This window comes from Serratia sp. CY38905 (genome assembly GCF_052168875.1).
Classification (GTDB): domain Bacteria; phylum Pseudomonadota; class Gammaproteobacteria; order Enterobacterales; family Enterobacteriaceae; genus Serratia; species Serratia sarumanii.
Window position 1 is genome coordinate 384,242 of record NZ_JBJNLV010000001.1, and the last position, 24,524, is coordinate 408,765.

At 54.1% G+C, this 24,524-nt stretch carries 27 protein-coding genes and 1 tRNA gene; 16 read left to right on the forward strand and 12 right to left on the reverse strand.

Annotated elements, in window-relative coordinates:
• Positions 1–27 precede the first annotated feature (27 nt).
• Together ACJ8MK_RS02070 and ACJ8MK_RS02075 are read right to left on the reverse strand one after the other, a co-directional pair.
• Positions 28–612, reverse strand: coding sequence for a fimbrial protein (locus ACJ8MK_RS02070; protein ID WP_442517461.1), 585 nt, complete (start codon positions 610–612; stop codon positions 28–30).
• Between the two features lie 181 nt (positions 613–793).
• Positions 794–1,405 carry a response regulator transcription factor gene (locus tag ACJ8MK_RS02075; RefSeq protein ID WP_442517462.1) on the reverse strand — a complete coding sequence of 204 codons (612 nt, stop codon included), beginning with the start codon at positions 1,403–1,405 and terminating at the stop codon, positions 794–796.
• 403 nt (positions 1,406–1,808) lie between these two features.
• On the opposite strand from ACJ8MK_RS02075, the gene ACJ8MK_RS02080 reads away from it, so the two are divergent.
• Both ACJ8MK_RS02080 and ACJ8MK_RS02085 read left to right on the forward strand, forming a co-directional pair.
• On the forward strand, positions 1,809–2,606 hold the full coding sequence (locus tag ACJ8MK_RS02080) for a winged helix-turn-helix domain-containing protein (RefSeq protein ID WP_051917629.1): 798 nt from the start codon (positions 1,809–1,811) through the stop codon (positions 2,604–2,606).
• Positions 2,607–3,089 carry a hypothetical protein gene (locus tag ACJ8MK_RS02085; protein WP_442517463.1) on the forward strand — a complete coding sequence of 161 codons (483 nt, stop codon included), beginning with the start codon at positions 2,607–2,609 and terminating at the stop codon, positions 3,087–3,089.
• A 93-nt stretch (positions 3,090–3,182) separates the two neighbouring features.
• Here ACJ8MK_RS02085 and ACJ8MK_RS02090 read toward each other — a convergent pair whose 3' ends face one another.
• Positions 3,183–3,398, reverse strand: coding sequence for a hypothetical protein (locus ACJ8MK_RS02090; protein WP_016928277.1), 216 nt, complete (start codon positions 3,396–3,398; stop codon positions 3,183–3,185).
• 227 nt (positions 3,399–3,625) lie between these two features.
• Positions 3,626–3,713, reverse strand: a tRNA-Ser gene (locus ACJ8MK_RS02095).
• A gap of 230 nt (positions 3,714–3,943) precedes the next feature.
• Between ACJ8MK_RS02095 and yccA the strand changes: the two genes are divergently transcribed.
• Both yccA and tusE read left to right on the forward strand, forming a co-directional pair.
• Positions 3,944–4,603, forward strand: coding sequence for an FtsH protease modulator YccA (gene yccA / locus ACJ8MK_RS02100; RefSeq protein WP_004928091.1), 660 nt, complete (start codon positions 3,944–3,946; stop codon positions 4,601–4,603).
• 111 nt (positions 4,604–4,714) lie between these two features.
• Positions 4,715–5,044, forward strand: coding sequence for a sulfurtransferase TusE (gene tusE / locus ACJ8MK_RS02105; RefSeq protein WP_004928095.1), 330 nt, complete (start codon positions 4,715–4,717; stop codon positions 5,042–5,044).
• Between the two features lie 34 nt (positions 5,045–5,078).
• On the opposite strand, the gene yccX is transcribed toward tusE, so the two are convergent.
• From yccX to ACJ8MK_RS02120, 3 genes are all read right to left on the reverse strand, one after another.
• Positions 5,079–5,357 (reverse strand): acylphosphatase, encoded by a 279-nt coding sequence (yccX, locus tag ACJ8MK_RS02110; protein WP_033646563.1) that lies wholly within the window; start codon positions 5,355–5,357, stop codon positions 5,079–5,081.
• Between the two features lie 157 nt (positions 5,358–5,514).
• A complete protein-coding gene (locus ACJ8MK_RS02115) occupies positions 5,515–6,477 on the reverse strand; it encodes an acyltransferase family protein (RefSeq protein ID WP_060445613.1) in 963 nt (320 codons plus the stop codon).
• Positions 6,478–6,871: 394 nt separating this feature from the next.
• Positions 6,872–7,252 (reverse strand): hypothetical protein, encoded by a 381-nt coding sequence (locus ACJ8MK_RS02120; RefSeq protein ID WP_442517464.1) that lies wholly within the window; start codon positions 7,250–7,252, stop codon positions 6,872–6,874.
• A 379-nt stretch (positions 7,253–7,631) separates the two neighbouring features.
• Here ACJ8MK_RS02120 and rlmI point away from each other — a divergent pair, with 379 nt between their 5' ends.
• Positions 7,632–8,816 (forward strand): 23S rRNA (cytosine(1962)-C(5))-methyltransferase RlmI, encoded by a 1,185-nt coding sequence (gene rlmI, locus ACJ8MK_RS02125; protein ID WP_033637902.1) that lies wholly within the window; start codon positions 7,632–7,634, stop codon positions 8,814–8,816.
• 60 nt (positions 8,817–8,876) lie between these two features.
• Positions 8,877–9,194 (forward strand): heat shock protein HspQ, encoded by a 318-nt coding sequence (hspQ, locus tag ACJ8MK_RS02130; RefSeq protein ID WP_033637900.1) that lies wholly within the window; start codon positions 8,877–8,879, stop codon positions 9,192–9,194.
• A 57-nt stretch (positions 9,195–9,251) separates the two neighbouring features.
• On the opposite strand, the gene ACJ8MK_RS02135 is transcribed toward hspQ, so the two are convergent.
• Positions 9,252–9,665 (reverse strand): CoA-binding protein, encoded by a 414-nt coding sequence (locus ACJ8MK_RS02135; RefSeq protein WP_033637899.1) that lies wholly within the window; start codon positions 9,663–9,665, stop codon positions 9,252–9,254.
• A 255-nt stretch (positions 9,666–9,920) separates the two neighbouring features.
• Here ACJ8MK_RS02135 and ACJ8MK_RS02140 point away from each other — a divergent pair, with 255 nt between their 5' ends.
• Positions 9,921–10,586 (forward strand): DUF2057 family protein, encoded by a 666-nt coding sequence (locus ACJ8MK_RS02140; protein ID WP_049235528.1) that lies wholly within the window; start codon positions 9,921–9,923, stop codon positions 10,584–10,586.
• 123 nt (positions 10,587–10,709) lie between these two features.
• Complete coding sequence (locus tag ACJ8MK_RS02145) at positions 10,710–11,168, forward strand: methylglyoxal synthase (protein ID WP_015377363.1); 459 nt, start codon at positions 10,710–10,712, stop codon at positions 11,166–11,168.
• Positions 11,169–11,200: 32 nt separating this feature from the next.
• Here the strand turns inward: ACJ8MK_RS02145 and helD are convergent, their stop codons facing one another.
• Positions 11,201–13,255: a DNA helicase IV gene (gene helD, locus ACJ8MK_RS02150; protein ID WP_033637897.1), complete on the reverse strand. Its 2,055-nt coding sequence runs from the start codon at positions 13,253–13,255 to the stop codon at positions 11,201–11,203.
• A gap of 166 nt (positions 13,256–13,421) precedes the next feature.
• Here helD and ACJ8MK_RS02155 point away from each other — a divergent pair, with 166 nt between their 5' ends.
• The gene (locus tag ACJ8MK_RS02155; RefSeq protein WP_033637896.1) at positions 13,422–13,874 is read left to right on the forward strand and encodes a YccF domain-containing protein; all 453 of its coding nucleotides are present in this window, start codon (positions 13,422–13,424) and stop codon (positions 13,872–13,874) included.
• Between the two features lie 26 nt (positions 13,875–13,900).
• The gene (gene yccS / locus ACJ8MK_RS02160; RefSeq protein ID WP_033646568.1) at positions 13,901–16,036 is read left to right on the forward strand and encodes a YccS family putative transporter; all 2,136 of its coding nucleotides are present in this window, start codon (positions 13,901–13,903) and stop codon (positions 16,034–16,036) included.
• A 4-nt stretch (positions 16,037–16,040) separates the two neighbouring features.
• Here the strand turns inward: yccS and ACJ8MK_RS02165 are convergent, their stop codons facing one another.
• Positions 16,041–16,697 (reverse strand): TfoX/Sxy family DNA transformation protein, encoded by a 657-nt coding sequence (locus ACJ8MK_RS02165; protein WP_033646570.1) that lies wholly within the window; start codon positions 16,695–16,697, stop codon positions 16,041–16,043.
• A gap of 229 nt (positions 16,698–16,926) precedes the next feature.
• On the opposite strand from ACJ8MK_RS02165, the gene sulA reads away from it, so the two are divergent.
• Complete coding sequence (gene sulA, locus ACJ8MK_RS02170; protein ID WP_033654220.1) at positions 16,927–17,433, forward strand: SOS-induced cell division inhibitor SulA; 507 nt, start codon at positions 16,927–16,929, stop codon at positions 17,431–17,433.
• Positions 17,434–17,790: 357 nt separating this feature from the next.
• Positions 17,791–18,870: a porin OmpA gene (gene ompA, locus ACJ8MK_RS02175; protein WP_033638719.1), complete on the forward strand. Its 1,080-nt coding sequence runs from the start codon at positions 17,791–17,793 to the stop codon at positions 18,868–18,870.
• Positions 18,871–18,958: 88 nt separating this feature from the next.
• Here the strand turns inward: ompA and matP are convergent, their stop codons facing one another.
• Positions 18,959–19,417 (reverse strand): macrodomain Ter protein MatP, encoded by a 459-nt coding sequence (gene matP / locus ACJ8MK_RS02180; protein ID WP_004928138.1) that lies wholly within the window; start codon positions 19,415–19,417, stop codon positions 18,959–18,961.
• A 210-nt stretch (positions 19,418–19,627) separates the two neighbouring features.
• On the opposite strand from matP, the gene ACJ8MK_RS02185 reads away from it, so the two are divergent.
• The 4 genes from ACJ8MK_RS02185 to fabF all read left to right on the forward strand — a co-directional run bounded on the left by ACJ8MK_RS02185 (position 19,628) and on the right by fabF (position 24,081).
• Positions 19,628–21,376, forward strand: a complete 1,749-nt coding sequence (locus ACJ8MK_RS02185) for an AAA family ATPase (RefSeq protein ID WP_033646573.1) — start codon at positions 19,628–19,630, stop codon at positions 21,374–21,376.
• Positions 21,377–21,444: 68 nt separating this feature from the next.
• A complete protein-coding gene (gene fabA / locus ACJ8MK_RS02190; protein ID WP_004928144.1) occupies positions 21,445–21,963 on the forward strand; it encodes a bifunctional 3-hydroxydecanoyl-ACP dehydratase/trans-2-decenoyl-ACP isomerase in 519 nt (172 codons plus the stop codon).
• Positions 21,964–22,279: 316 nt separating this feature from the next.
• Positions 22,280–22,807: a winged helix-turn-helix transcriptional regulator gene (locus ACJ8MK_RS02195; protein WP_033637890.1), complete on the forward strand. Its 528-nt coding sequence runs from the start codon at positions 22,280–22,282 to the stop codon at positions 22,805–22,807.
• Complete coding sequence (gene fabF, locus ACJ8MK_RS02200; protein ID WP_033654222.1) at positions 22,804–24,081, forward strand: beta-ketoacyl-ACP synthase II; 1,278 nt, start codon at positions 22,804–22,806, stop codon at positions 24,079–24,081. Before ACJ8MK_RS02195 ends, fabF begins: the two co-directional genes overlap by 4 nt.
• A gap of 63 nt (positions 24,082–24,144) precedes the next feature.
• Here the strand turns inward: fabF and rmf are convergent, their stop codons facing one another.
• The gene (gene rmf, locus ACJ8MK_RS02205; protein WP_004928150.1) at positions 24,145–24,315 is read right to left on the reverse strand and encodes a ribosome modulation factor; all 171 of its coding nucleotides are present in this window, start codon (positions 24,313–24,315) and stop codon (positions 24,145–24,147) included.
• Positions 24,316–24,524: the final 209 nt, after the last annotated feature.

Consider the following 24,524-nt stretch of genomic DNA (forward strand, 5'->3'; position numbering starts at 1 on the left):
CTATCAAGGGCCTGGCTGTCAGCGCGATTACAGGTAAGAAATGGTGTAAGTCACGTTGGAGCTCAGAGCGCCCACTTTTGCCGCTTCGGCGTTGGTTTTGTAGTAGTACGCGTCCAGCGTCAGGGTTTCTGAATCCGGCGCCTCTTTGTCGCCCATGATGTCGGTGACATAAGGCACGTTCAGCTGGATCGGGGTGGAAGAACCGGTTTCCGCCAGAGAGAAGCCTACGTTCTTCGCGACGGAAGCGTCGTTCTCGTTGACCGAGTTGTTCAGCAAATATTTGCCGTCGGTGGAGATGTTATCCGCGGAGGAGAAGTAGATTTTCAGCGGGGTGCCCGCGGTACCGGCCGCCGGCGAACAGCCGGAGAAGGTCAACGAGAAGGACTTCTTGTTCTTGGTGATTGGCCCGACGGTGTTACCCGCATCGGTCACCGAGATCGGGCTCAGCGCTACGGTGAAATCCGCGCTCTTGCCGCCGTTAATCGTACAGGTGGTGTCGGTAATGGCGTCGGTAAAGTTAATCACGCCACCGGCGGAATTGTCTTCAGCAAAAGCCACCGGCGCAGCGACCGCGGCCGCCATGATTGCAACAGAAAGCATCTTCTTCATCATGAGATAAAACTCCATAACAGTTTGGTTTGAGAGAATAAATAAAAAGCAGCCGCTGCTGGCGGGATGAAACAATCCCTCCCCGTAATACAGAGGCAAAAGGGTGAACACATTCCTGTTTTTATAAAATCAAGCCATAGCGTTATTCATCAGCCGATAATAAAAGCGACAAAATAACGAAATCCTAGATAACCGCTGAGAAACCGGATGAAATTCCCAATAAATTGTGCACCCGATTCTTCAATCCCATTTTGCGTAATGCACTGCATTTCTGCGTGCTGACCGTTTTTACGCTTTTATCAAGCATTCGGGATATCTGGGTCACCGTATAGCCGAAAGAAAGCAAATGAAGCGTTTTCACTTCACTTTCAGTCAAGCAACTTTTCGTATTGCGGGCCGCCCCACCCTCAACGTTTCCATTTAATGCAGAATGCTGCGCAATATTAGCCAGCAGCAAAGACAATTCCTTATTCATGTCGGGAACTCGCACTCTTTTATCGAGCACCACCACATCACGCGTGACAGAACGAAATAACAGACGACGCTTCTCTTCTGTCGTCAAAAAAATTTTCACGCCATGAATAGCAGACAATAACGCTGCCGCCATGCTGAAACGCAACAGGCTTTTTATCGCATCATCGACGATCAGAATATCCTGGCAATTTCGCCCCATGGCCAAAGGCAGATCGTCGTAGTAAGCAATAACGTGATCCTTATGAAAAATCCTTGGCGCCAATATCTTTTTCATCGCCTCTCTGAAAAAGATGTTTTCAGATACGATACCGATACTGAGCATACTTCCTCCATCCATGGCTAAAGAAAACGGCGATGCCTTGCACTAAATACCTGCCGTTTTCTTGGAAAAATCGCATTGCCGTTTGGGAGCCATCAATAAGCGCCCGGCACATAAGCAGGCGCCGTAAAACACTAAGATAATTCTGCATCAAATCATTAACAACAGGAACATTATTTTTATTAACGCAAATTTTAATTATTATAATCTAATAAATTAGATTTTTTCAGAATTTAACTCTGTTAAGCATAATAAAAAGAGCAATGCACCATGCATTCTGTTCGTCGAAGAAATAAAAAACACCCTGAATTATTTATGTTTCCCTCCCAGAACCTTGACCTGACCGACGTTTCACTAAATACTAGCCGCGACCTGGAAGCCTATACCATTATAAAAACCTGAATACATGAAATATATTATCGACCTCTGCGTAATCTATGACGCAAATGCGTGTCGTCTCCAACTCATTGATAACGATGAGTCATCGATACGGATATCCAATCCGGCCTCGCGCCTGTTAATTGAAATGCTGACTCATCCGAATATCCCATTGAAACGTGAGGTATTGATAAAAAAGGTATGGGAAGAGTATGGTTTTTCAGGCTCATCGATCAGCCTCAATGTGGCCGTCAGTGAAATAAGGAAAGCGTTCAAACTGCTGGGGAGAGAAACCTCGCCGATAAAGACCCTGGCGAAAGTCGGTTTTTGCTTTACCGCCATGATTGATATTTACCCATCACCGCAGGCAACCGTTAACGAAACTCCCCCTTCTTCCGCCTCAGTGCCGCTTTCTTCTTTCCCGTCGGTTGCCGAATCACATAACACGCCGCCGCAGAAACAGGTAAATATTCGCGCTATTGCCGCTATCTGCGGCGCATTTATTCCGCTGTTGTTCGTCGCGGCGTTCTATCCTGTTGAACCGCCTGATCAACCCAGAGAAAATTTAATCTCGTTAGGGAAAAAAGACCGCTGCACCTTGTATTCTCTGGATGCAGACAAGCATATTGATGACGAACTGGAAAAGCGCATGGTCAACCAGGCGCTAGAAGAGAGCGGTGTGGATTGTATAGCCAGTAAAGCGGACATCTATTTTTCCTCCGTAAAACACACGTTGACTTATAACACCTTCCTCGGTGTGTGTTATCTCGGCTCACAAGATCGATATACCCAGTGTGTTACCTACAAAATTCTCAACGGAAAATAAATGGCCGCATTGCTCAACCCCAAAATGCTGACTATCGGATTTTTGGCAGTGATTCTCTTCATTGTCCTGTTTCGCGTTTTAACCCCCGACGCGCCTGTGCATATGAATTGCCAGGCCGATACGATCACTAAAAAACGATTAGCTTCAGGCGATGACCTGGAATTAAAAGTGACGGGCAGTTTATTCATCTATGACGAACATCATGCCATGATTGTGCAGCGTGGGGACATCACCGTGAGAGGCAAAACCTACAGCCTGGATAGGAAAATAAACTTTGATATAAAGAGGTTAGATCACGGGTTTTACATGACCACCCACCGAGAAATCAGCAAAACGCCCGACGACAACGCGCCGGATGAGCTGACCCAGGAAATCCCCATGATCTCTCTCGGCATTAAGAACGGCGTTTTTTCGATGCGTAAAGCTCGGCAAGATGCGTACATCGTTCATGGCGTGCTTTTCCCGGTAACGCTATGCCGTTAACCTGAGAACAGAATGCCATAGAGAGACAGCGAAGGATCGCAACGGGGCGCGCTTATGGCAAACACGCCCCAGATACCGATTGGGGAGGAAGGGCTATTTTACCGACATATCCGTACGGACGATGCCATGGTTTTTCATCACCTCTTCCATGGTGAGGTTCTCATCATACGGCGTATCGTCCACCACGACGTCTTGCGGGCGCACATAAGGTTTGGTTGCGCGTTTGAACATCCACCACCACACGAATACCAGGAAAGCGCCGGACTTCAGAAAGATCATGGTCCATAGGGCGACTTGATACCAGTTCATCTCTGTCTCCATAAGAGCATTAAGCGAAATCGATAAGGCGGCGTTGTTTATCACCCCGGCGGTGCCTGACAGCAGCAGGCATCCGAGCAGCCAACCTTGATGACCGCATAATCTCACCGATGCGTGGCCCTTATCAATAGCCGATCGCGTTTCCTGCAAAAGCGCCTCGGTTTCTGCGCACGCAAAAGCAAAAACCCCGTGCTCAGAGAGCACGGGGTCAGAATGTATGGCGGAGGAGCAGAGATTCGAACTCTGGAACGGTTTCCCGTCGACGGTTTTCAAGACCGTTGCCTTCAGCCACTCGGCCACCCCTCCGCAACGACGCGCACTATAAACAGACCTCATTCGCTTGTAAAGCCCGGGCGCGTTCAACCGCGCGAAAAATCGGCGAAGACGCAGCAAACGGCGAACAAACGCGCGTCCGCTCCTCCCTGCTGTTGCAACAATGATAACTAAGGGTAAAGATTGGTAAACAAACTTTAATCAAGCGCTTGCGCTGCCTATCATCGGGATTATTTTGTGATGGCTTGATAAGAGAGAGCATTATGGACCGCATTGTCGTCTCATCTTCTTCGCGCGACTCGCTGCTCAGCACGCATAAAGTCCTGCGCAACACCTATTTCCTGTTATCCCTGACGTTGGCTTTCTCGGCGCTGACCGCGACCGCCAGCACGATGCTGGGGCTGCCGGCGCCGGGCTTGCTGCTGATGCTGGTTGGTTTCTACGGCCTGATGTTCCTGACCCATAAACTGGCCAACAGCCCGGCAGGCATTCTGGCGGCGTTTGCGCTGACCGGTTTCATGGGGTATGCCCTCGGCCCCATTCTCAGCTCGTTCCTGAACGCCGGCGCGGGCGATCTGATCATGCTGGCGCTGGGCGGCACCGCAGCGGTGTTCTTCTGTTGCTCGGCGTATGTGCTGACCACACGTAAAGACATGTCATTCCTGTCCGGCATGATGATGGCAGGTTTTGTGGTACTGCTGGTGGCGGTGATCGCCAACCTGTTCCTGCAGATCCCTGCCCTGCACCTGGCCATCAGCGCGCTGTTCATCCTGTTCTCCGCCGGCGCGATCCTGTGGGAAACCAGCAACATCATTCACGGCGGCGAGACCAACTACATTCGCGCCACCGTTAGCCTGTACGTGTCGCTCTACAACATGTTCATCAGCCTGTTGAGCATTCTGGGCTTCGCCCGCAGCAACTGATTGCACGTTACACCAGCTTTCCAGGCCCCGCTCCGGCGGGGCTTTGTTTTTTGCGGCTGAAAAAATTTGCTAAACTGGCGGCCGTTCCGAATTATCCGTTATCGAGGCAGTATGTTGGAGTTTGAAGGTCAGGTTATCGACACTGACGCGCAGGGGTATCTGAAAAACAGCGCCGACTGGCATGAAGGGCTGGCGCCGCTGCTGGCCGCGCAGGAAGAGATCGTGCTCACCGAAGCACACTGGGAAGTGGTGCGCTTCGTGCGCGACTTCTATCAGGAATTTAATACCTCACCGGCTATCCGCATGCTGGTCAAAGCGATGGCGCAGAAATACGGCGAAGAAAAAGGCAACAGCCGCTATCTGTATCGCCTGTTCCCGAAAGGGCCGGCCAAACAAGCCACCAAAATCGCCGGATTGCCGAAACCGGTAAAATGCATTTGACCGCTCTGCCCGCAGCGCCGCTGCAGGCGAGCGTTTAATAACGAATGCCAAACCCGCTGTAATCAGCCAGGCCCTGCGGCTCCACCAGCACACGTTCGACGCGCGCGCTGCGCGGGCCGCCCTGTTTCAACCACTCCAACAGCTTGTCCACCTGCGCCTGTGTGCCGCAGGCCACCACCTGAACACTGCCGTCATCGAGATTGCGCGCATAGCCTGTCACCCCCAACGCCTCGGCCTGCCGCTGGGTGGAATAGCGAAACCCAACCCCCTGCACCACGCCATACACATACGCAGCAATGCAAACTTGTGTCATAATCGCCCCCTGTTATCTTGTCTAAAGAATAAGTATGTATTGAGTATAGAAACTCAATCAAAAGATAAAGAGGCAGGGAGCCAGAGGACAACAATTTGTATAATAGAGGCTTACGTAAAAAGTAGACGGCCGAGCTCCCTCGGCCGGGACAGACTTGCTATTTTTCGGCAGGTAGCCAGTTGGCCCTTTCCCCGTAAAAGAAAGAGTCGATAAATCTGCTTTTGCCACGCAAGCGGATAAATATGATGACCAGAGCGAAAATAATGGCCGTTACGCTGAGATAAAAACCTAGCGTATCCTTATCGACCATTGCTCCGACAAGCAAAATGGGTAACACATGCCAAAGATAAATAGGTAGAGATACCTGCCCCATTTTGACCACAAAGCCCTCAATTCTCAGCTTCAGGCGTTTACACAAACTCACCATCAACAGCAACAGCGCAGCATTAAAGGCAAACCATGAGGCGGCATCCAGCAGTGCCCCGTTCGGTTCATAGTACCCTAATATGCCTACGACCGACGCGATAGCGAACAACGCCAGCGGGTTACCGTGAAAATTCTTATCCCCGATCAGGAAACCTAATAAAAAGAAGGAGTAGTAATAATAGAAACGCTTATCACCAATGAATTTCAGCCAGGCATATTGGTTTTCCAGCGTGTCGGCGTAACAGTACCAGACAATAGATAACACCGCGGAAGTGAACAGAAAGAAACCAATTAAGAAATTACTCTTGTAAATGACCATAGTATATAGCACGAATATGATCACTGCTGGGATATACCAAAGATGATAGTAGGGGTAAAGAAATAGACCGATGAACTGCTTTAAACCGACTTCTTCTGAGGAGTAAAGAGAATAAACGCTGTAAACAACGAACGCCAACATATAAGGAATTATCATGCGCCACTGATACTTTTTCAGCACGCTAATCACACCGCCATCAAGAAAATAACGCCGAACAAAGTAGCCCGTCACCCCTAGAAAAAGCGGCATATGGAAATAATATATTGCCCCACGCAAACCGACATCAGCGCTGCCTGGCAATAAATGTCCCACGATGACGAGCAAGATAAGCAACCCTTTCAAAAAATCAAACGACAAGCTTCTTTCTTTAGACATTTAAGAAAAATCCTAATATCTGCATAATAAACATCAGGTGCTCAATAACAGATTAAGTTAAGATTTTTGTCAATGCGAAAAAACCTAAAACTCACAAAAAACTTACAAAAAGCTTACATCCCCATCTGCCCGGAGATAGGCTTTCTTCCGTGAGGCGAACCTCAGCCTGAAGTCAATCACTATGAAACTTCACAAAAGATAATAATAATCAATTAGTTAAAAACAAAACGGTAATCTTCAATCCACACTCTTGAATGATGGGCTCTGCTTGCTCACAAGAAAGCGTACCGCCGGCCAGCCGTCGTGGCTAAACATACCGCCGGGCAACCAAGCGACAGCGCTATTCCTATTTCGAGTAAAGCCATCTGCTCTATCGTCGATGATGTGAGAGGTGTCAATGACTTTTATTTTTCAAGCTATCGAGGGATGATGTAATGTCAGAAAAATCAACCAACTTGCGAACGACTTTCGTTTTAAAACGATCATCATATTCAACCTGAGCACTCTTTACCTTTAATAACCTATCAATCATTATGTCCGCTTGCTCGCCGTCGAATCCAAAAGAACGGTTACCGTAAAACTGCTCGCCGTTAATCGACACAGCACCTGAGTTTGGGTTCGCAGTAGGTGGAAATGAAATTTTATAATGCCCAGCCTGAACCGAAATCTTTAATACCCCATCACTTATAGCGTTTTCATCATCACTAAAAACCCACTCGTTAGCCAATACTGTGTGAGTCGTCATAAAAAAAATGAAAAACAAAAAGAATCTCACTGGTGCACTCCCTTCACTTTATATTACAAAAACAGCCAAAAATACTCTTAACAAGAATAAATATATCACTCTGTAGCCTTATGCCCTATAAAGCATAATCCCCTGTCAAACATCTAATCCTGCAGGTAACAAAGCGCCTTCACGCACTGATCAACATGCTTTCATCTCTGGCTTGCTATAATACACCTTTTTAAGCTGCCATTTCTTCAGTTTGAAGGCTGCACTTTCTCTCTCTTCGGTGCGACGCCCGCAGAGATAACGCGATACAATCCGAGCCAACGCGGTAGTGAACGCTGTCAGATTCAGCTATGATGACGAACTTATTTTGGCAAACGCTTAATCCAGCCAATTAACCCATTGAATAAAAAGTAGTTTAACCATGCGCTTACATCTCGCCAAAGGACGTGAAAAGTCCTTACTCCGTCGCCACCCTTGGGTGTTCTCCGGCGCCGTTCAACGCGTTGAGGGCAAAGCCCACTCCGGTGAAACCATTGATATCCTCGACAGCCAGGGTAAGTGGCTGGCACGCGGCGCCTATTCGCCCGAGTCGCAGATCCGCGCACGCGTCTGGACCTTCCAGCAAGATGAAGAGATTAACATCGATTTCTTCATTCGCCGCCTGCAGCAAGCGCAAAGCTGGCGCGATTGGGTCGCACAGCGCGACGGTCTGGACGGATACCGCCTGATCGCCGGCGAGTCCGACGGCCTGCCGGGCATCACTATCGATCGCTTCCAGAATTTCCTGGTGCTGCAGCTGCTGTCCGCCGGTGCCGAATACCAGCGCCCGGCCCTGCTTTCCGCCCTGCAGCATTGCTACCCGGAATGTTCGATCTACGATCGCTCCGACGTTGCGGTACGTAAAAAAGAAGGCCTGCCGCTGGCGCAGGGCCCGGTGCTGGGCGATCTGCCGCCGGAACTGCTGCCGATCACCGAACACGGCATGAAGCTGCTGGTGGACATTCAGCAGGGGCACAAGACCGGTTTCTACCTCGACCAGCGCGACAGCCGCCTGGCGGCGCGCAATTACTCCGCCGGCCGTCGGGTGCTGAACTGCTTCTCCTACACCGGCGCCTTCGCCGTTTCCGCTTTGATGGGCGGTTGCGCGCAGGTGATCAGCGTGGATACCTCGCAGGCGGCGCTGGATATCGCCAAACAGAACGTCGAGCTCAACAAGCTGGATCTGAACAAAGCGGAGTTCGTTCGCGATGACGTGTTCCAGCTGCTGCGCAACTACCGCACTCAAGGCGAAAAATTCGATCTGATCATCATGGATCCGCCGAAATTCGTCGAGAACAAGAATCAGTTGGCCAGCGCCTGCCGCGGCTACAAAGACATCAACATGCTGGCGCTGCAGCTGCTGAATCCGGGCGGCATTCTGCTCAGCTTCTCCTGCTCCGGCCTGATGCCGACCGACCTGTTCCAGAAAATTTTGGCCGACGCCGCTGTAGATGCCGGACGTGATGTACAATTTATAGAGCAGTTCCGACAGGCTGCCGATCACCCGGTGATCGCCACATACCCTGAGGGACTGTATCTGAAAGGATTCGCTTGTCGGGTGATGTAACTTGAAATGCGCTGCCCTGCCCCCATATATGAGCAAGGCATTGTTTCTCAGGAGGTCATCATGATTGCCAGCAAATTCGGTATCGGACAACAGGTTAGGCATAAACTGCTGGGGTATTTGGGCGTCGTGATCGATATCGACCCGGAATACTCTTTGGAACAACCCAAAGCTGACGAAATAGCGGCGAACGATGAACTGCGTTCAGCCCCTTGGTACCACGTGGTGATGGAAGACGAGGAAGGCCAACCGGTACACACCTATCTGGCGGAAGCGCAGCTGGATAGCGAAGCCCAGGAGGCACACCCCGAGCAACCATCGCTGGATGAACTGGCGGAATCCATCCGTCACCAGCTACAGGCGCCACGCTTGCGCAATTGACCGCGCCAAGACCTGAGAAACCCGAGAGGGCCTGGCATCGCGCCTGGCCCTTTTTATTTAGCGCTCCAACCCTAAGCGCGGGATTTCGATTTTCGGACAGCGATCCATCACCACACGCAACCCGGCCTGTTGCGCCAGCGCTGCCGCCTGCTCGTTAATCACCCCTATCTGCAGCCAGAGCGCCCTGGCGCCGATCGCTATCGCCTCTTGCGCCACGCCGTAAGCCGCTTCTGAATTGCGAAACACGTCAACCATATCCACCGGCTGCGGGATAGCGGCCAGCGTAGGGTAAACCTGCTGCCCCAGCAGCGTCTGCCCCGCCAGTTTTGGGCTGACCGGGATCACCTGATACCCTTGCGCCAACAGATACGCCATCACCCCATAGCTGGGCCGTGATGGGTTATCGCTGGCACCGACCAGCGCGATAGTTTTCACCTGTTGCAACAGCTCAACAATCTCTTGATCTTGCATCTTCAACTCCCGTTTATCACTGCGTCACTTTCCATTTCGAGTGTAACCGATCGGCATTCGTTCGGTTAAACGCAACGCAAGGGAAACTTCACCGCAATCTTATGGTCAGAGGCTGTCGCGGTTCAGCTGCGCATGGTCATGTCTAATCGCGATAAAATATGTAAAAATGTAAACAAAATACCCGATTGAAAAATTTTGACACAACCTATGCCGTGTTCAACACTTAGCGTTACGCCACTTTATAAGGAGATAATGATGAAATTTGGTCTGGTGGTTGCGGCGTTGCTCAGCATCAGCATACCTGCCGCGGCTACGACCCTGAAACTCTCCCCGGACATCGACCTGCTGGTGGTCGACGGCAAGAAAATGACAGGTTCGTTGTTAAAAGGCGCCGACAGCCTTGAACTGGATGGCGGGCAGCACCAGTTGCTGTTTAAAGTGACCAAAACCGTACGTTCCGGCCAGCATACGCAGGCCTATGCTTCCTTGCCGCTGGTTGCCACCTTCAATACGCAAAAGATCAGCCAGGTGGCGATCGAACTGCCACGCATCGAGAACGATCGTGATGCGCAACGCTTTGACAGAACGTTGAATTATCTGGTGGTCGATAAAGACGGCAACGCCCTGCCGTTCCGGCATGATGTGCTGCATCCCGACAGCGTCACCTTCAATACCGATTTGGAAAAGGTGATGACCGATTACAACCGCCAGAACCGCCCGGCCTCCGTTCCGAGCTTTGTTCAGGCGAACGCGGGCAATGCCTCAGCTCTCGCGTTGGCCGGCGCGCCGATAAACGCCCCGACGGTGACGTTGAAAGGTGAAAACGTGTCGGAACAAATGCTGCAATACTGGTTTCAACAGGCCGACAAGGAAACACAGAAGCGTTTTCTGCGCTGGGCCAATAAACAACCGATTCGCTGATCCCTCCCGGCGCCTTTCCCCGTAAAGGCGTCTTTTCTTCGCATTTTCAAGCGCAAACGCTAGGCAGTGAAAAACAGTTTCAGTAATCTGTCGCACATTCCCCGATTAGCGAAGGACACCGAGATGGAATTGACCACCCGCACTATCGCCGCGCGCAAACACATTGCGCTGGTGGCGCACGATCACCGCAAACAGGCCCTGCTGGAGTGGGTAGAAAGCCACAAGACCATTCTGGCGCAGCACCAGCTGTACGCCACCGGCACTACCGGTAATCTGATCCAGCGCGCCAGCGGCATTCCCGTCACCAGCATGCTGAGTGGCCCGATGGGCGGCGATCAGCAGGTTGGCGCACTGATTGCGGAAGGCAAGATAGACATGCTGATCTTCTTCTGGGATCCGCTGAACGCGGTGCCGCACGATCCGGACGTGAAGGCGCTGCTGCGGCTGGCGACCGTATGGAATATTCCGGTGGCCACCAACCGCTCGACCGCCGACTTTCTGATCGACTCTCCGCTGTTCAAAAGCGAGGTGGAGATCGCCATCCCCGACTATCAGCGCTACCTGCAAGACCGCCTGAAATAGTCCTCGCGGCCTGGCAGCCGCCAGGCCCAGGCTTACGGTTTTTTCTGCACCGGTACGCCAAGATCTTGCAGGTGTTCAACGAACACCGAAGGACGTTCACGATCCTGCAACAGCCACACCTGATGTTTAGCGCGCGTCAACGCGACATACAGCAGACGGCGCTCTTCGGCATCCGGGAAATCCTCCGGCTGCGGCAGCAGCACCTCTTCCAACACTGACTCGCGCGCCACGGCGGGGAAGCCGTCACGCCCATCATGCAAACCGGCGATGATGACGTATTCCGCCTGCTGCCCCTTGCTGGCGTGGATGGTCATAAATTCCAGATCCAGCTTGGGCCAGCGGGTGGCCGCCTTCGCCAGCGCTTCCGGTTTCAGATGATGGTAGCGCGCCAGCACCAGGATGCGCTCATCCGGCTTGGCGTAACCGCTCAATTTATCCAGCAAGGGCTCCAGCTGCTCGTGCGGCAGGATCGCCACCGATTTTTTATTGCCCTTGCTCAGGCTGTTGAGCGGTTTTTTCAGCTGGTGCGGGTTCTGCTGCACGAACCGGTTGGCCACCTCGCCGATACGTTCGTTGAAGCGATAAGTGGTGTCCAGCGCGCACTGCGCCCCTTCGCCGAAGTGGGTGGCAAAAGCCGTGGTTAACGTCAACTCAGCGCCGCTGAAGCGATAAATCGCCTGCCAGTCATCCCCCACCGCAAACAGGCAGGTCTGCTTGTTCTGCCGACGCAGCGCCGCCAGCAACAGCGCACGCTGCGGCGAGATATCCTGAAACTCATCGACCAGAATATGTTTCCACGGGCTGACGAAGCGCCCCTTGTCGAGAATGTTGACCGCCTGATGAATAAGGCCGGAGAAGTCCACCGCTCCTTCCTCTTTCAAGGCGCTTTTCCAGGCTTTCAACAGTGGCGCCATCAGCCGAATGCGTTTCGAAAACAGATCGCGGATTTCTTCATCCGCCTGCTCAATCATTTCCGCCTGGCTGCCGCCGTGCATGCGCATCAGCCCCAGCCAGCGTTCCAACCGGCCCGCCAGCCGGTCCGCCAGGCGTTTATCCTGCCAGAAGTCGCCTTCCGGCACGTCCCATTCCAGCTCCTCGGTCAACCATTGACGCCACCCCTTCGCCTGGGCTTTTTTCTCTGCACATTGCTCGCGCCAATGGGCAATCAGCAACGCTTTGCGCGCGCTGGCATCGGTTTCCAACCGGCTGATGGCCGGGGCTTTGCGGCTGCCTTGTTGAATGATCTGCAGCGCCAATGCATGGAATGTTTTGGCCTGAATACCGACATCGCCCAAACGTTCTTTGATGCGATCATTCATCTCACTCGCAGCCTGACGGCCGAACGCCAACAGCAAGATTTGGCCCGGCTCCGCCTCCTGACGGCGCAGCAGCCAGCCGGCGCGCGCCACCAGCACCGACGTCTTGCCGCTGCCGGCCCCCGCCAATACCAGGACGGAATCCTCGCCGTTGACCACCGCACGGCTCTGAGAGTCATTGAGCGGTGAGCTCTCGACGGTCTGGAAGAAGTCGTGATGTTGCTCCAGCATGCGATCGGTCCACTGCCGGTTGCGTTGGTCGACACTGCGTTGCCCCTGCTGCAGCCATTGCAGACACAGATGGTAATCGGCCCGGCAGTTATCGAATTCCTCCAGGCGCGCCACCGGCATTGGCAGCGCGGAGAAGGCTTCACGGATTTGCTGCTGCAGCTTGCCCAGCTCAGACTTTTTGAACCATTTATCTTGCTGCTCAATGCGCTGAATCTGTGCCACCTGCTGTTGCAACACGCCGGCACTGACCTCGCTCATTTCGGCGCTCCACTGCTGCCACGCCTGCTGCAGATAGTGATAAAAACGCTGCGTTTCCTGCCACTCGGTACCGTGCAGTCGCACCACTTTTTCGTCCGGCAATTCAAATTCCAGCTCGCCCCAGACGATGCCGCGCTTGCACCTGACCTGAATCAGTTGATTGAAGGGGATCAGGTACTCATGTTTTTCCCCGCTCACCTCAACGCCGGCGTGCAGCAACCGCACGCGGTTATAAGGGTGCTGAGCCAGGTGTTTCCCCAGCGATGTCGCTTTAAGTTCCATATCGTCGCGCCATGACTATGTTGAGATTAAATAACGGATATCTGCCAGTTTACCTGCGATAAGCAGTGGCACTCTAGCGCTAAAAAAAGGGTAGAATAGATTTTGCGTTTTTATCGTGAATACGCCCGCATCGCGGTTTGGCCAACATTAGAGCAGAATGACGTCTATGCGTACTGTACTGAATATTCTTAATTTTGTGTTGGGCGGTTTCTTCACCACGCTGGGTTGGCTCATCGCCACGGTGTTCAGCGTGCTGCTGGTCATCACGCTGCCGCTCACCCGCTCCTGCTGGGAAATCACCAAGCTGTCGCTGGTGCCGTTCGGCAATGAGGCAATCCACGTCGATGAGCTCTACCCGGAAAAAAGCAATGCGCTGCTCTCCGCCGGCGGCTCACTGCTCAACGTTATCTGGCTGGTGCTGTTCGGCTGGTGGCTGTGCCTGTCACACATCGCCGCCGGTATCGTGCAGTGCGTTTCGATCATCGGCATTCCGGTCGGCATCGCCAATTTCAAAATTGCCGCCATCGCGCTGTGGCCGGTGGGGCGCCGCGTCGTCTCGGTAGAAATGGCTCAGCAAGCGCGTATTGAGAATGCTCGCCGCCACTATCATCAGCGTTAATTTTTTCTCCGTTTGAGGAGTTTTTCGTGCGCTCTTTTGCACCCGCAGTACGTCGTTACACCTATAACAGCAATCTGCTGTATCACCTGCGCATCCTTATTGCGCTGATCGGCACCACCGCCGTTCCCTGGTGGCTGGGCATTCCCAAGCTGACCATCCCGCTGACGCTGGGCGTGGTGGCAGCGGCCCTGACCGACTTGGATGACCGCCTGGCCGGCAGGTTACGCAACCTGCTGATCACGCTGGTGTGCTTCTTTGTCGCCTCAGCTTCAATCGAGCTGCTGTTCCCCTATCCCTGGTTGTTCGCCCTTGGCTTAACCACGTCGACCTGCGGTTTTATCCTTCTGGGCGCCTTGGGGCAACGTTACGCCACCATCGCCTTCGGCGCACTGCTGATCGCGGTTTACACCATGCTCGGCACCGCCATGTACGATGCCTGGTATCAGCAACCGCTGCTGCTGGTGATCGGTGCGCTGTGGTACAACCTGCTGACGCTGGCGGGCCACTTGCTGTTCCCTATCCGGCCACTGCAAGAGAACCTGGCGCGCTGCTACGATCAACTGGCCAACTATCTGGATGCCAAAGCCAACCTGTTCGATCCCGACGCCGAACGCGACGCCGACCTGCCATGGATGGATGTTGCGATGGCCAACAGCGCGTTGGTCGCGTTGCTTAACCAGACCAAAGCCTCGCTGCTGACGCGCCTGAAAGGCGATCGCGGCCAGCGCGGCACCCGCCGCACCCTGCACTACTACTTTGTCGCGCAGGATATCCACGAACGTGCCAGCTCTTCCCACGTTCAGTATCACGCGCTCAGCCGGCAATTCCGCCACAGCGATATTTTATTCCGCTTCCAGCGTTTGCTGAGCATGCAGGCGCGCGCCTGCCGCCAACTGGCACAATCGATCCTGCTGCGGCAAAAATACCAGCACAACCCGCGTTTTGAGCCGGCCTTCAGCCGCATTCAGGAGGCCTTGGCGCGCATCGCCGAAACCCAGGGCAATTCAGAACAAACCAAGGCGCTGGCGCACCTGCTGAAAAACCTGCATGCGATCGATGCGCAGCTGGCCAATATTGAGTCAGAGCAGACGCTGGCAAGCGGGCAAGCGGAAGAGAACAGCCTGGCCGACGATCGCTTAACCGGCTGGAGCGATATCCGCCTGCGCATCAGCCGCCATTTGACGCCGCAATCGGCCCTGTTCCGCCACGCGATCCGCATGTCGGTGGTGCTGTGCGTGGGTTACGCTTTCATCCAGTTCACCGGCATGCAACACGGTTACTGGATCCTGTTGACCAGCCTGTTCGTCTGTCAACCGAACTACAACGCTACCCGCCGACGCCTGGCGCTGCGCATCATCGGCACCCTGGCCGGTATCCTGATCGGCCTGCCGATCCTCTATTTCGTGCCTTCACTGGAAGGACAGCTGGTGTTGATCGTCATCACCGGCGTTCTATTTTTCGCTTTCCGCACCGTCCAGTATGCCCACGCCACCATGTTCATCACGCTACTGGTCTTGTTATGCTTTAACCTGTTGGGTGAAGGATTCGAAGTAGCCGCCCCGCGCGTTTACGACACCTTGTTGGGCTGCGCCATCGCCTGGGCGGCGGTCAGCTTTATCTGGCCGGACTGGAAATTCCGCCAACTGCCGGCGGTGGTGGATAAAACCCTGAATGCCAACTGCCGTTATCTGGACGCCATTCTGGTGCAATACCACCAGGGTAAGGATAACGGCCTCGCCTACCGCATTGCGCGGCGAGATGCCCACAACAGCGATGCCGAACTGGCTTCGGTCATCTCCAACATGTCCGCCGATCCCAAGGCCGACAAGGAATTGCAGGAAGCCGCCTTCCGCCTGCTTTGCCTCAACCACACTCTCCTGAGTTATATCTCGGCGTTGGGGGCGCACCGCGAGCGGCTGAATACCCCTGTCACCCTCGATCTGCTCAATGATGCCGTGTGTTACGTGGACGGCGCCTTGCATCAGGAAGAACGGAACAGCCAGCGCATTGCGCAAGCGCTGGAACAGCTGGCGGAGCGCATTCGCAGAGCCGTTCCGGAACCTGAAAGCAAAGAGCAGTTGGTGTTGCAACAGGTGGGGTTGATGCTCGAACTGCTGCCGGAGCTCACCGCACTCCACGCCCAAATCAATAAGGCAATCTAATTATTCAGGGCTCGCTCGATGGGCCCTGAACCACTGGCTCATGCCCATGGCGGCGCATCGCCATCGTATGATCGAACCAGCGCACCAGTTCGTTGCGCAATTCGGCCGGCAACGCCGCCTGATGATAACCGGCTATCGCGCCGCCCAGCGACAGCAGCACGCGCAGCCCCAGATTGGTCTGCTGTTGCAGCAGGCGGAGATAGCTGCGTTTAGCGCCTTGCAGCCGCAGGTCATAGGCGTTGCGGATACCCGCTCGCCATAGCAAGCGCTCCATGTTGACATCGATATTCGGCAACGCCTTCAATCGACCGTGATCGCCGGCCTTAAGCCGCTGCTCTCGACGCGCTTCCCTGACGGCCTGCCAGGCCAGCCCCACCAGCTCGTTGCGTTCCCGCCACAGCGACTCGTCAACCCAGTAATAACGCAAAGTGATGGGCACTCCACGCTTGGAATAGACCATATTGACCATCCCTCTGGCGCGAAAAGCCGGTTCCATGCTCGCCGTAGCCCGCAGGTACAACTCTCCTTCCGCTATCACTGCAAACATTACCCCCTCGGCCAGCAGGCCGTAGCCGCCAAACTGTGACCGCGTGGTGATGGCGCCCAGCGCCGCGAAGCAATTTTTAGCCTGTGCGATCCTTCGTATCGACATCCTTTTCATAGCGTTTCTCCTTTTTAGGTTCCGGTCGTATTATTTCTCTTATCAATGAAAAGAGTAACGTGAACAACTAATTAGGAAAATACGCACTATCCACCCGCATGCCAATCACAAAAAACACCGGTACAAAAAATGATCGCAATTATGCGAGCCGCTACGAAAATTTGGGTTGATCTTATCCCAAATCAGGGATACTGTATAAACATACAGTAACACGACGGGCGGGAACTTTATGCGTACTCAATCACTCTACCAACCTCATTTCAGCCAAGGCTCTTTTACAGCGCGCAATGTTGAGAAGAACACGGATGTCGGCAAAGAGAATGGCTTGATCAGTGAACTTGTTTACAACGAGCGCCAGCCCGCAGTGGCTCAATTGCTGTTGCCCCTGCTGCTGCAACTGGGCAAGCAGTCTCGCTGGCTTCTGTGGCTGACACCGCAGCAAAAATTAAGCAAGCAATGGCTGCAGCAATCCGGCCTGCCTGTAGATAAGATGGTGCAATTGAGCCAAATCAGCCCGGTGAATACGGTCGAGGCTATGGAAAAAGCGCTGCAAACGGGAAATTACAGCGTGGTTCTTGGCTGGTTGCCCGAGCTAACGGAGGAGGATCGTCTAAAATTAAGACGTGCGGCAGAATTGGGTAATGCCTATGGGTTTATCATGCGCCCTCAACGTGACATTAACCCGACTCACGGACACTGTTCCACCCTAAAAATTCACTCTTCTTTGTATCATTAAGTAAATTTAGGATTTTTCCCATCATTTTCGCACCCCATAAGCGGAACCTTTGCGGTGGAAGGCACAAAGCTAGTCCGGCTGCGGTTTGGCAAGTAAAAACGCCCAAGGAATCGCCGTTTTTTTAGGCTAAGAATGTTAGCAAATATGTACGATTCCGCGTTTTTTTTTAGAGCCTTATCACATCACACTTGTAACTTTCGCGCCACGTTGTAGACTTTACATCGCCAAGGTTGCTCTATAACGTCAGAAAAACTGGCGAGTAACAAACGAGGGCTTAAACCTTGGCGAAGGAATTTAACCAAGGGCTTAAAACAGCTTTAAAGCTCATTGCCTATTTGGATGATAACGAGGCGCAAAATGAAAAAGACAGCTATCGCATTAGCAGTGGCACTGGCAGGTTTCGCTACCGTAGCGCAAGCCGCTCCAAAAGATAACACTTGGTACACCGGTGCTAAACTGGGCTGGTCCCAGTACCATGACGTTGGCTTCTACGGCAACGGTTACCAGAACGGTATCGGCAACGGTCCTACCCACAAAGATCAGCTGGGTGCCGGCGCGTTCCTGGGCTACCAGGCAAACCAATACCTGGGCTTCGAACTGGGCTATGACTGGCTCGGCCGCATGCCTTACAAAGGCAGCGTGAACAACGGTGCTTTCAAAGCGCAGGGCGTTCAACTGGCCGCTAAACTGAGCTACCCAATTGCTGACGATCTGGACATCTACACTCGTCTGGGTGGTATGGTATGGCGTGCAGATTCCAAAGCTAACTACGGCCGTACTGGTCAGCGTCTGAGCGACCACGACACCGGCGTTTCTCCGCTGGCTGCTGTTGGTGTTGAATACGCACTGACCAAAAACTGGGCTACTCGCCTGGATTACCAGTTCGTAAGCAACATCGGTGACGCAGGTACCGTTGGCGCACGTCCAGACAACACCATGCTGAGCCTGGGCGTTTCTTACCGCTTCGGTCAGGATGACGTAGTTGCTCCAGCACCAGCTCCGGCTCCAGCTCCAGTTGTTGAAACCAAGCGTTTCACTCTGAAGTCTGACGTGCTGTTCAACTTCAACAAGTCTACTCTGAAAGCAGAAGGCCAACAGGCTCTGGATCAGCTGTACAGCCAGCTGAGCTCCATGGATCCTAAAGACGGTTCCGTAGTTGTTCTGGGTTACACCGACGCCGTTGGTTCTGACCAGTACAACCAGAAACTGTCCGAACAACGTGCACAGAGCGTTGTTGACTACCTGGTCTCCAAAGGCATCCCGTCAGACAAAATCTCTGCACGTGGTATGGGTGAAGCAGATGCAGTTACTGGCAACACCTGTGGCTACAAATCTGGCCGCGCTACCAAAGCTCAGATCGCTTGCCTGGCACCAGATCGTCGCGTAGAGATCGAAGTTAAAGGTATCAAAGACGTTGTAACTCAGCCTCAGGGCTAAGTTTACTCGCCTAATAAAAACCCCGCATAGCGGGGTTTTTTTTCGTCCTATTGTTGAAACCAAGCGCAACAAAGGCGCGCTCACGCACTTACTTGGGATCTTTGCCAAGAATCGCCTTCAAGTCTTCTTTCAACGACGACATCTGGTTCGCATACTTTTCTTTGCGTTCAGCGTCTTCGATAAGCTGCACGACGGTTTCCGACAGCGTAACGCCACGTCGGCGCGCTAGGGCAGCCAATCGTTGCCAAACCAAAAACTCCAGATCGATAGATTTTTTACGCGTATGCTGATGTTCTGCGTTAAAATGACGTTTACGGCGGGCGCGGATCGTTTGTTTCATCCGGTTATCCAGTTCCGGATTCATGTGAGCGGCAATCCATGCAAGTACCTTTACCGGCTCATTTTCCAGCTTCAGCAGCTCGTTAACCGCCTCCTGAGCAGCGCTGTTTTCAATGTAGCGGGTAATGAGTTCCCCTTCCCGATGTTTCTTCACCAGGTACTTCCATTTCCAACCGCTCTCCAGATTTTCCAGTTGCTGATATTTCATCTTGAGCTCTTCAGTGACCGCGTAACTTCAAATAAGCATAACAGCTTTGCGCCAAATTTCCCCGGCAATTAAGCCGTCTTTTAGACTGTTTTTTGCACAGTCACCGCGCGATGTCAAACTCCCTGATGCCAACTGGCACTCCGCATGTATCAAGCCGCCGTTATTCTTGTATAATCGCCCTTTCCCTTTTTAACGATTGCATCTAACACTTTGACCAATAACCGACTTGAATGGCAATCTTTATTGCCGGACGTAACGCCTTATCAGGCGATATTTGATACCGCCGCTCAGTTGGCACCCGTGCCCTTTTCCGCCATTCAGCCTCGGCTGGAAAATGCCCTGACGCTATTTTGCCACCCCCAATCGCCGCCGCGTTTCATGCTGTTGAAGGCGCAAGAAACACGAGAGTATCTGGAACTGATCGCTCACGCCGTCACGCCACTGCTGCCGAAAAACACGGCATGCCGCGGCAGCCACTATGTCATTCAGGATGGCAAAGTCAGCGTAGAGCCGGCCAGCCGTGGCGATGAACCTTTTGCCGCCGGCGGCGCTTGCCTGTTCCAGGAGTGGGTTGAGCCGGAGCAACTGTTTGGCTGCGTACGGATCCACAATGGCGACATCACCCTGCAGCCGGGTCTGGTGCACCAGGCCAACGGCGGCATTTTGATTCTGTCGGCCCGCGCCCTGTTGGCTCAGCCGTTGCTATGGCTGCGGCTGAAGCAAATGATCGGCCAACGTCAGTTCCATTGGGTTTCGCCAGACGAAACCCGCCCGCTGCCGGTAGCCATTCCGCCAATGCCGCTGGAGCTGCGGCTGATTGTGGTCGGCGATCGCCACGGCCTGGCCGATTTTCACGATATCGAGCCGGAACTGAGTGAACAAGCGGTCTACGGTGAATTCGAAGACGATCTGCAGCTGACTGAAGTTGATGATATGGCGCAGTGGTGCGGCTACGTCAACGGCGTGATTGCCGACCAGCAGTTGCCGATGCTGGCGAGCGACGCCTGGGCGCCGCTGATCGTTCAGGCCGTGCGTTACAGTGGCGACCAGGGCATCCTGCCACTCTCGCCGGTTTGGCTTGGCCAGCAGCTGTCCGAAGCCGCACTGTATGCCGAAGAAGATCGCATTACGGCCAAAGCGTTCGAAGCGGCGTTAAATGCCCGCGAATGGCGTGAAAGCTATCTGGCCGAACGTATGCAGGATGAAATCGAGCTGGGCCAGATTCTGATTGAGACCGAGGGTGAAGTGATCGGGCAAATCAACGGCCTGTCAGTCCTGGATTATCCCGGCCATCCACGCAGTTTTGGCGAACCGTCGCGCATCAGTTGCGTTGTGCACCTCGGCGATGGCGAGTTCACCGACGTCGAGCGCAAAGCCGAACTGGGTGGCAACCTGCACGCTAAAGGCATGATGATCATGCAGGCGTTTTTGATCGCCGAGCTGGATCTGGATCAGCAGTTACCCTTCTCCGCTTCCATCGTCTTTGAGCAATCTTACGGTGAAGTAGACGGCGACAGCGCCTCACTGGCTGAACTGTGCGCGTTGATCAGCGCCCTGTCACAGCAACCGATCACCCAGCAGATCGCCGTCACCGGCTCCGTCGACCAATTCGGCAACGTACAGCCGATAGGTGGCGTTAACGAAAAGATCGAAGGTTTCTTCGAGGTTTGTTTGCGCCGCGGCCTGACGGGTAAACAGGGCGTCGTATTGCCCGCGACCAACGTGCGCCACCTGTGCCTGCGCCAGGATGTCGTCGACGCGGTACGCGAAGGGCAATTCCATCTGTGGGCGGTAGAGAGCGCGGCGGAAGCCTTGCCTTTGCTCACAGGTTGCCTCTACTCTGACGAACAACAGCCGAACTTGTTGGCGGCCATTCAGGAACGGATTGCGCAGGTGAGCCTGCAGGAACGCCGTCGTCCGTGGCCGCTGCGCTGGCTCAACTGGTTCAACCACGGCTGATCGGACTTGTTCAGCGTACACGTGTTAGCTAACCTGCGTCCTTCATTAAAATAAGGCTTACTGAGAACATGGTAGATAAACGCGATTCCTATACGAAAGAAGACCTCGAAGCATCCGGCCGTGGCGAGCTGTTCGGCGCCGGTGGCCCACCGTTGCCGGCAGGTAACATGTTGATGATGGACCGCGTGGTCAAGATGACCGAAGACGGCGGAACTCACAACAAAGGTTATGTGGAAGCGGAGCTGGATATTAATCCGGACCTATGGTTCTTCGGTTGCCACTTTATCGGCGATCCGGTCATGCCAGGCTGCCTGGGCCTGGATGCGATGTGGCAGCTGGTCGGTTTCTACCTCGGTTGGCTGGGTGGCGAAGGCAAAGGCCGCGCGCTGGGCGTCGGTGAAGTCAAGTTTACCGGCCAAGTGCTGCCAACCGCGAAGAAAGTGACCTACCGCATTAACTTCAAACGCGTCATCACCCGCAAGCTGATCATGGGCGTCGCCGATGGCGAAGTGCTGGTTGACGGCGAAGTGATCTATACCGCCACCGATCTGAAAGTGGGCCTGTTCAAGGACACCACGGCGTTCTGATCACGCTGAGGAGAAGGCGGTCATCGTCTTGTTTTCTAATCCTCTTCGCATGCCATCACGCCCAGCGTGATGGCATTTCTTTCTCTTCTCGTTTAAAGACTACTCACCTCCTTTAATTGCCCGCTGCCGAAACGTTTTTCTCCCCCCCTGTCTCCACCCTATTCCTACCCGAACGCAGGCCAGTTGAGCGAGGCCCCTCCCTGCAGCCCGCACCGACGCGATAGCGGTTTTTTGCATCCGGTCATTTTCTTGCCCCTCAAAATCGCCTAGTATAGTCATCATGTAACTACAATAAATGTATCCACAAAGAGGCGATATGCAAAAAACCCGCTTTAGCGATACACCTTGCCCCGTCGCACGTTCGTTAGATCGCGTCGGAGAATGGTGGAGCATCCTGATCCTGCGTGATGCCTTTCAGGGGTTGTCCAAGTTCGACGAATTCCAACAAAGTCTGGGGATCTCACCCACTCTCCTGGCCCGACGCCTGAAGGATTTGGTGGCCCACGGCATTCTGCATAAGCAACGTTATCAAACGCGGCCGGTTCGCTATCAATATCTGCTCACCGAACGCGGCAACGATTTTCTTCCCGTACTGGCCGCTCTCTCACAATGGGGCAATCGCCATTTGATCGACGGTGACATTAGCGCCTTGTTAGTCGACGGCCGCACCGATCGGCCGATCCAGGTCCAGTTGATCAACGTCGAGACCCAACAGCAGGTGCCGCCGCAGTTTATTACGTTGGCACCGGGGCCTGCGGCAAATGACGGCATACGTCAACGCGCCGAACTGATGCGGCAGCGGCGCCTCGCCGATTTATCCGAACTCACCAAGGAGCAGTCATGAGCAATCGTCGTATCGTTATTACCGGCATGGGCGCCGTTTCACCGTTAGGGTGCGGCGTGGAGACCATCTGGCAACGTTTATTAAAAGGAGAGTCCGGCATTCGGGCTTTGCCTGACGAGATCGTTGCAGATTTGCCGGTCAAGGTCGGGGGGCAAGTCCCCGAACTGGCGCAAGATGCCGAGGCGGGATTCAACCTAGACGCGTCCGTCGCCCCCAAGGACCAAAAGAAAATGGATCGCTTTATACTGTTTGCCATGGCGGCGGCGGATGAAGCCGTTCGTCAGGCCGGCTGGATAGCCGATACGGAGGAAAAACAAGAGCGAACCGCCACCGTCATCGCCTCGGGCATTGGCGGCTTCCCGGCCATTGCCCAGGCGGTGCGCACTACGGACAGCCGCGGCGCCAAGCGCCTGTCGCCATTCACCATCCCCTCTTTCCTGGTCAATCTGGCGGCCGGTCACGTTTCCATCAAGCATCACTTCAAAGGCCCGATTGGCGCACCGGTCACCGCCTGTGCGGCCGGCGTGCAGGCCATTGGCGACGCGGTGCGTATGATCCGCAATGATGAGGCCGATATCGCCCTGTGCGGCGGTACCGAAGCCGCTATCGACACCGTAAGCCTGGGCGGATTCGCCGCCGCGCGCGCCATGTCCACCGCACCGGCCGAGTTGGCGCGACAGGCCTCCCGGCCTTTCGACAGCGCCCGGGACGGTTTTGTCATGGGGGAAGGCGCCGGCATGCTGGTGATTGAAACGCTGGAGCATGCGCGGGCGCGCGGCGCTACGCCGCTCGCGGAAATCGTCGGCTATGGCACCAGCGCCGACGCCTACCACATGACCTCCGGCGCTGAAGACGGCAACGGCGCCTATCGGGCGATGAAAATCGCGTTGAAGCAGGCGAATGTCGCCCCAGAAGAGGTTCAGCATTTAAACGCGCACGCGACTTCGACACCCGTAGGCGATTTAGGCGAAATCAATGCCATCAAGCACCTGTTTGGCACTGCCGGGACTGTCGCCGTGACCTCGACGAAATCAGCGACCGGGCACCTGCTCGGCGCCGCCGGCGGGCTGGAAACCATCTTTACCGCCCTGGCTCTGCGCGATCAGATAGCTCCTGCAACGCTGAATCTGGACAATCCCGATCCGGCGGCGGCAGGCTTGCATCTGGTCGCGAAACGGGCTGAATCGATGGACATGACCTACGCCTTATCAAACGGCTTCGGCTTTGGCGGCGTGAATGCGAGTATTTTACTGAAACGCTGGCAGGACAAATAAACGGCACAAACAAAAACCTCCGCCAAAGGCGGAGGTTATTCCTTTTATTTGACAGGGAGCCGCTTAAGCGGTCACAGCCCTGTCTTCCATGGCTTCTCGCCAACCTCCCAGCCATTGAGACCGGGCGTCCACCGATGATTGGTAGGGACAATGTTCCCTGGAACGCCCTAAAATACCTGCCTGATACCCTCTCGAATGCGCCCTTTCCAGACGATCGCGTTTCTGTCTCTTCATGCCTCGTTTCCCTCATTTTGGTCTGGTGGAAAGAAAACAATGGCTGCTTTTTGCGCAGCCACGAGTAATCAATAGCGCTAAAAGAAGAGAAGATCAATGCGCAAAATTCACGCCAATGTCATATTTGTGAGCTACGCCCGAGGAAAGTGCTAAGTGGCTGATCTGCCGGGGAAGGGTTTAACTTTTTGAAATTAAATAGAAATCCCTGC

Bases quoted from the DNA above. Each gene is read 5' to 3' on its own strand.
- ACJ8MK_RS02070 (WP_442517461.1), bottom strand. From the start codon at position 612: ATGATGAAGAAGATGCTTTCTGTTGCAATCATGGCGGCCGCGGTCGCT.
- fabA (WP_004928144.1), top strand. From the start codon at position 21,445: ATGGTAGATAAACGCGATTCCTATACGAAAGAAGACCTCGAAGCATCC.
- sulA (WP_033654220.1), top strand. From the start codon at position 16,927: ATGCGTACTCAATCACTCTACCAACCTCATTTCAGCCAAGGCTCTTTT.
- ACJ8MK_RS02135 (WP_033637899.1), bottom strand. From the start codon at position 9,665: ATGCAAGATCAAGAGATTGTTGAGCTGTTGCAACAGGTGAAAACTATC.
- matP (WP_004928138.1), bottom strand. From the start codon at position 19,417: ATGAAATATCAGCAACTGGAAAATCTGGAGAGCGGTTGGAAATGGAAG.
- helD (WP_033637897.1), bottom strand. From the start codon at position 13,255: ATGGAACTTAAAGCGACATCGCTGGGGAAACACCTGGCTCAGCACCCT.
- ACJ8MK_RS02155 (WP_033637896.1), top strand. From the start codon at position 13,422: ATGCGTACTGTACTGAATATTCTTAATTTTGTGTTGGGCGGTTTCTTC.
- ompA (WP_033638719.1), top strand. From the start codon at position 17,791: ATGAAAAAGACAGCTATCGCATTAGCAGTGGCACTGGCAGGTTTCGCT.
- ACJ8MK_RS02165 (WP_033646570.1), bottom strand. From the start codon at position 16,697: ATGAAAAGGATGTCGATACGAAGGATCGCACAGGCTAAAAATTGCTTC.
- rmf (WP_004928150.1), bottom strand. From the start codon at position 24,315: ATGAAGAGACAGAAACGCGATCGTCTGGAAAGGGCGCATTCGAGAGGG.
- ACJ8MK_RS02195 (WP_033637890.1), top strand. From the start codon at position 22,280: ATGCAAAAAACCCGCTTTAGCGATACACCTTGCCCCGTCGCACGTTCG.
- ACJ8MK_RS02075 (WP_442517462.1), bottom strand. From the start codon at position 1,405: ATGCTCAGTATCGGTATCGTATCTGAAAACATCTTTTTCAGAGAGGCG.
- ACJ8MK_RS02145 (WP_015377363.1), top strand. From the start codon at position 10,710: ATGGAATTGACCACCCGCACTATCGCCGCGCGCAAACACATTGCGCTG.
- yccX (WP_033646563.1), bottom strand. From the start codon at position 5,357: ATGACACAAGTTTGCATTGCTGCGTATGTGTATGGCGTGGTGCAGGGG.
- rlmI (WP_033637902.1), top strand. From the start codon at position 7,632: ATGCGCTTACATCTCGCCAAAGGACGTGAAAAGTCCTTACTCCGTCGC.
- fabF (WP_033654222.1), top strand. From the start codon at position 22,804: ATGAGCAATCGTCGTATCGTTATTACCGGCATGGGCGCCGTTTCACCG.
- ACJ8MK_RS02090 (WP_016928277.1), bottom strand. From the start codon at position 3,398: ATGAACTGGTATCAAGTCGCCCTATGGACCATGATCTTTCTGAAGTCC.
- yccA (WP_004928091.1), top strand. From the start codon at position 3,944: ATGGACCGCATTGTCGTCTCATCTTCTTCGCGCGACTCGCTGCTCAGC.
- ACJ8MK_RS02080 (WP_051917629.1), top strand. From the start codon at position 1,809: ATGAAATATATTATCGACCTCTGCGTAATCTATGACGCAAATGCGTGT.
- ACJ8MK_RS02115 (WP_060445613.1), bottom strand. From the start codon at position 6,477: ATGTCTAAAGAAAGAAGCTTGTCGTTTGATTTTTTGAAAGGGTTGCTT.
- hspQ (WP_033637900.1), top strand. From the start codon at position 8,877: ATGATTGCCAGCAAATTCGGTATCGGACAACAGGTTAGGCATAAACTG.
- ACJ8MK_RS02085 (WP_442517463.1), top strand. From the start codon at position 2,607: ATGGCCGCATTGCTCAACCCCAAAATGCTGACTATCGGATTTTTGGCA.
- ACJ8MK_RS02140 (WP_049235528.1), top strand. From the start codon at position 9,921: ATGAAATTTGGTCTGGTGGTTGCGGCGTTGCTCAGCATCAGCATACCT.
- tusE (WP_004928095.1), top strand. From the start codon at position 4,715: ATGTTGGAGTTTGAAGGTCAGGTTATCGACACTGACGCGCAGGGGTAT.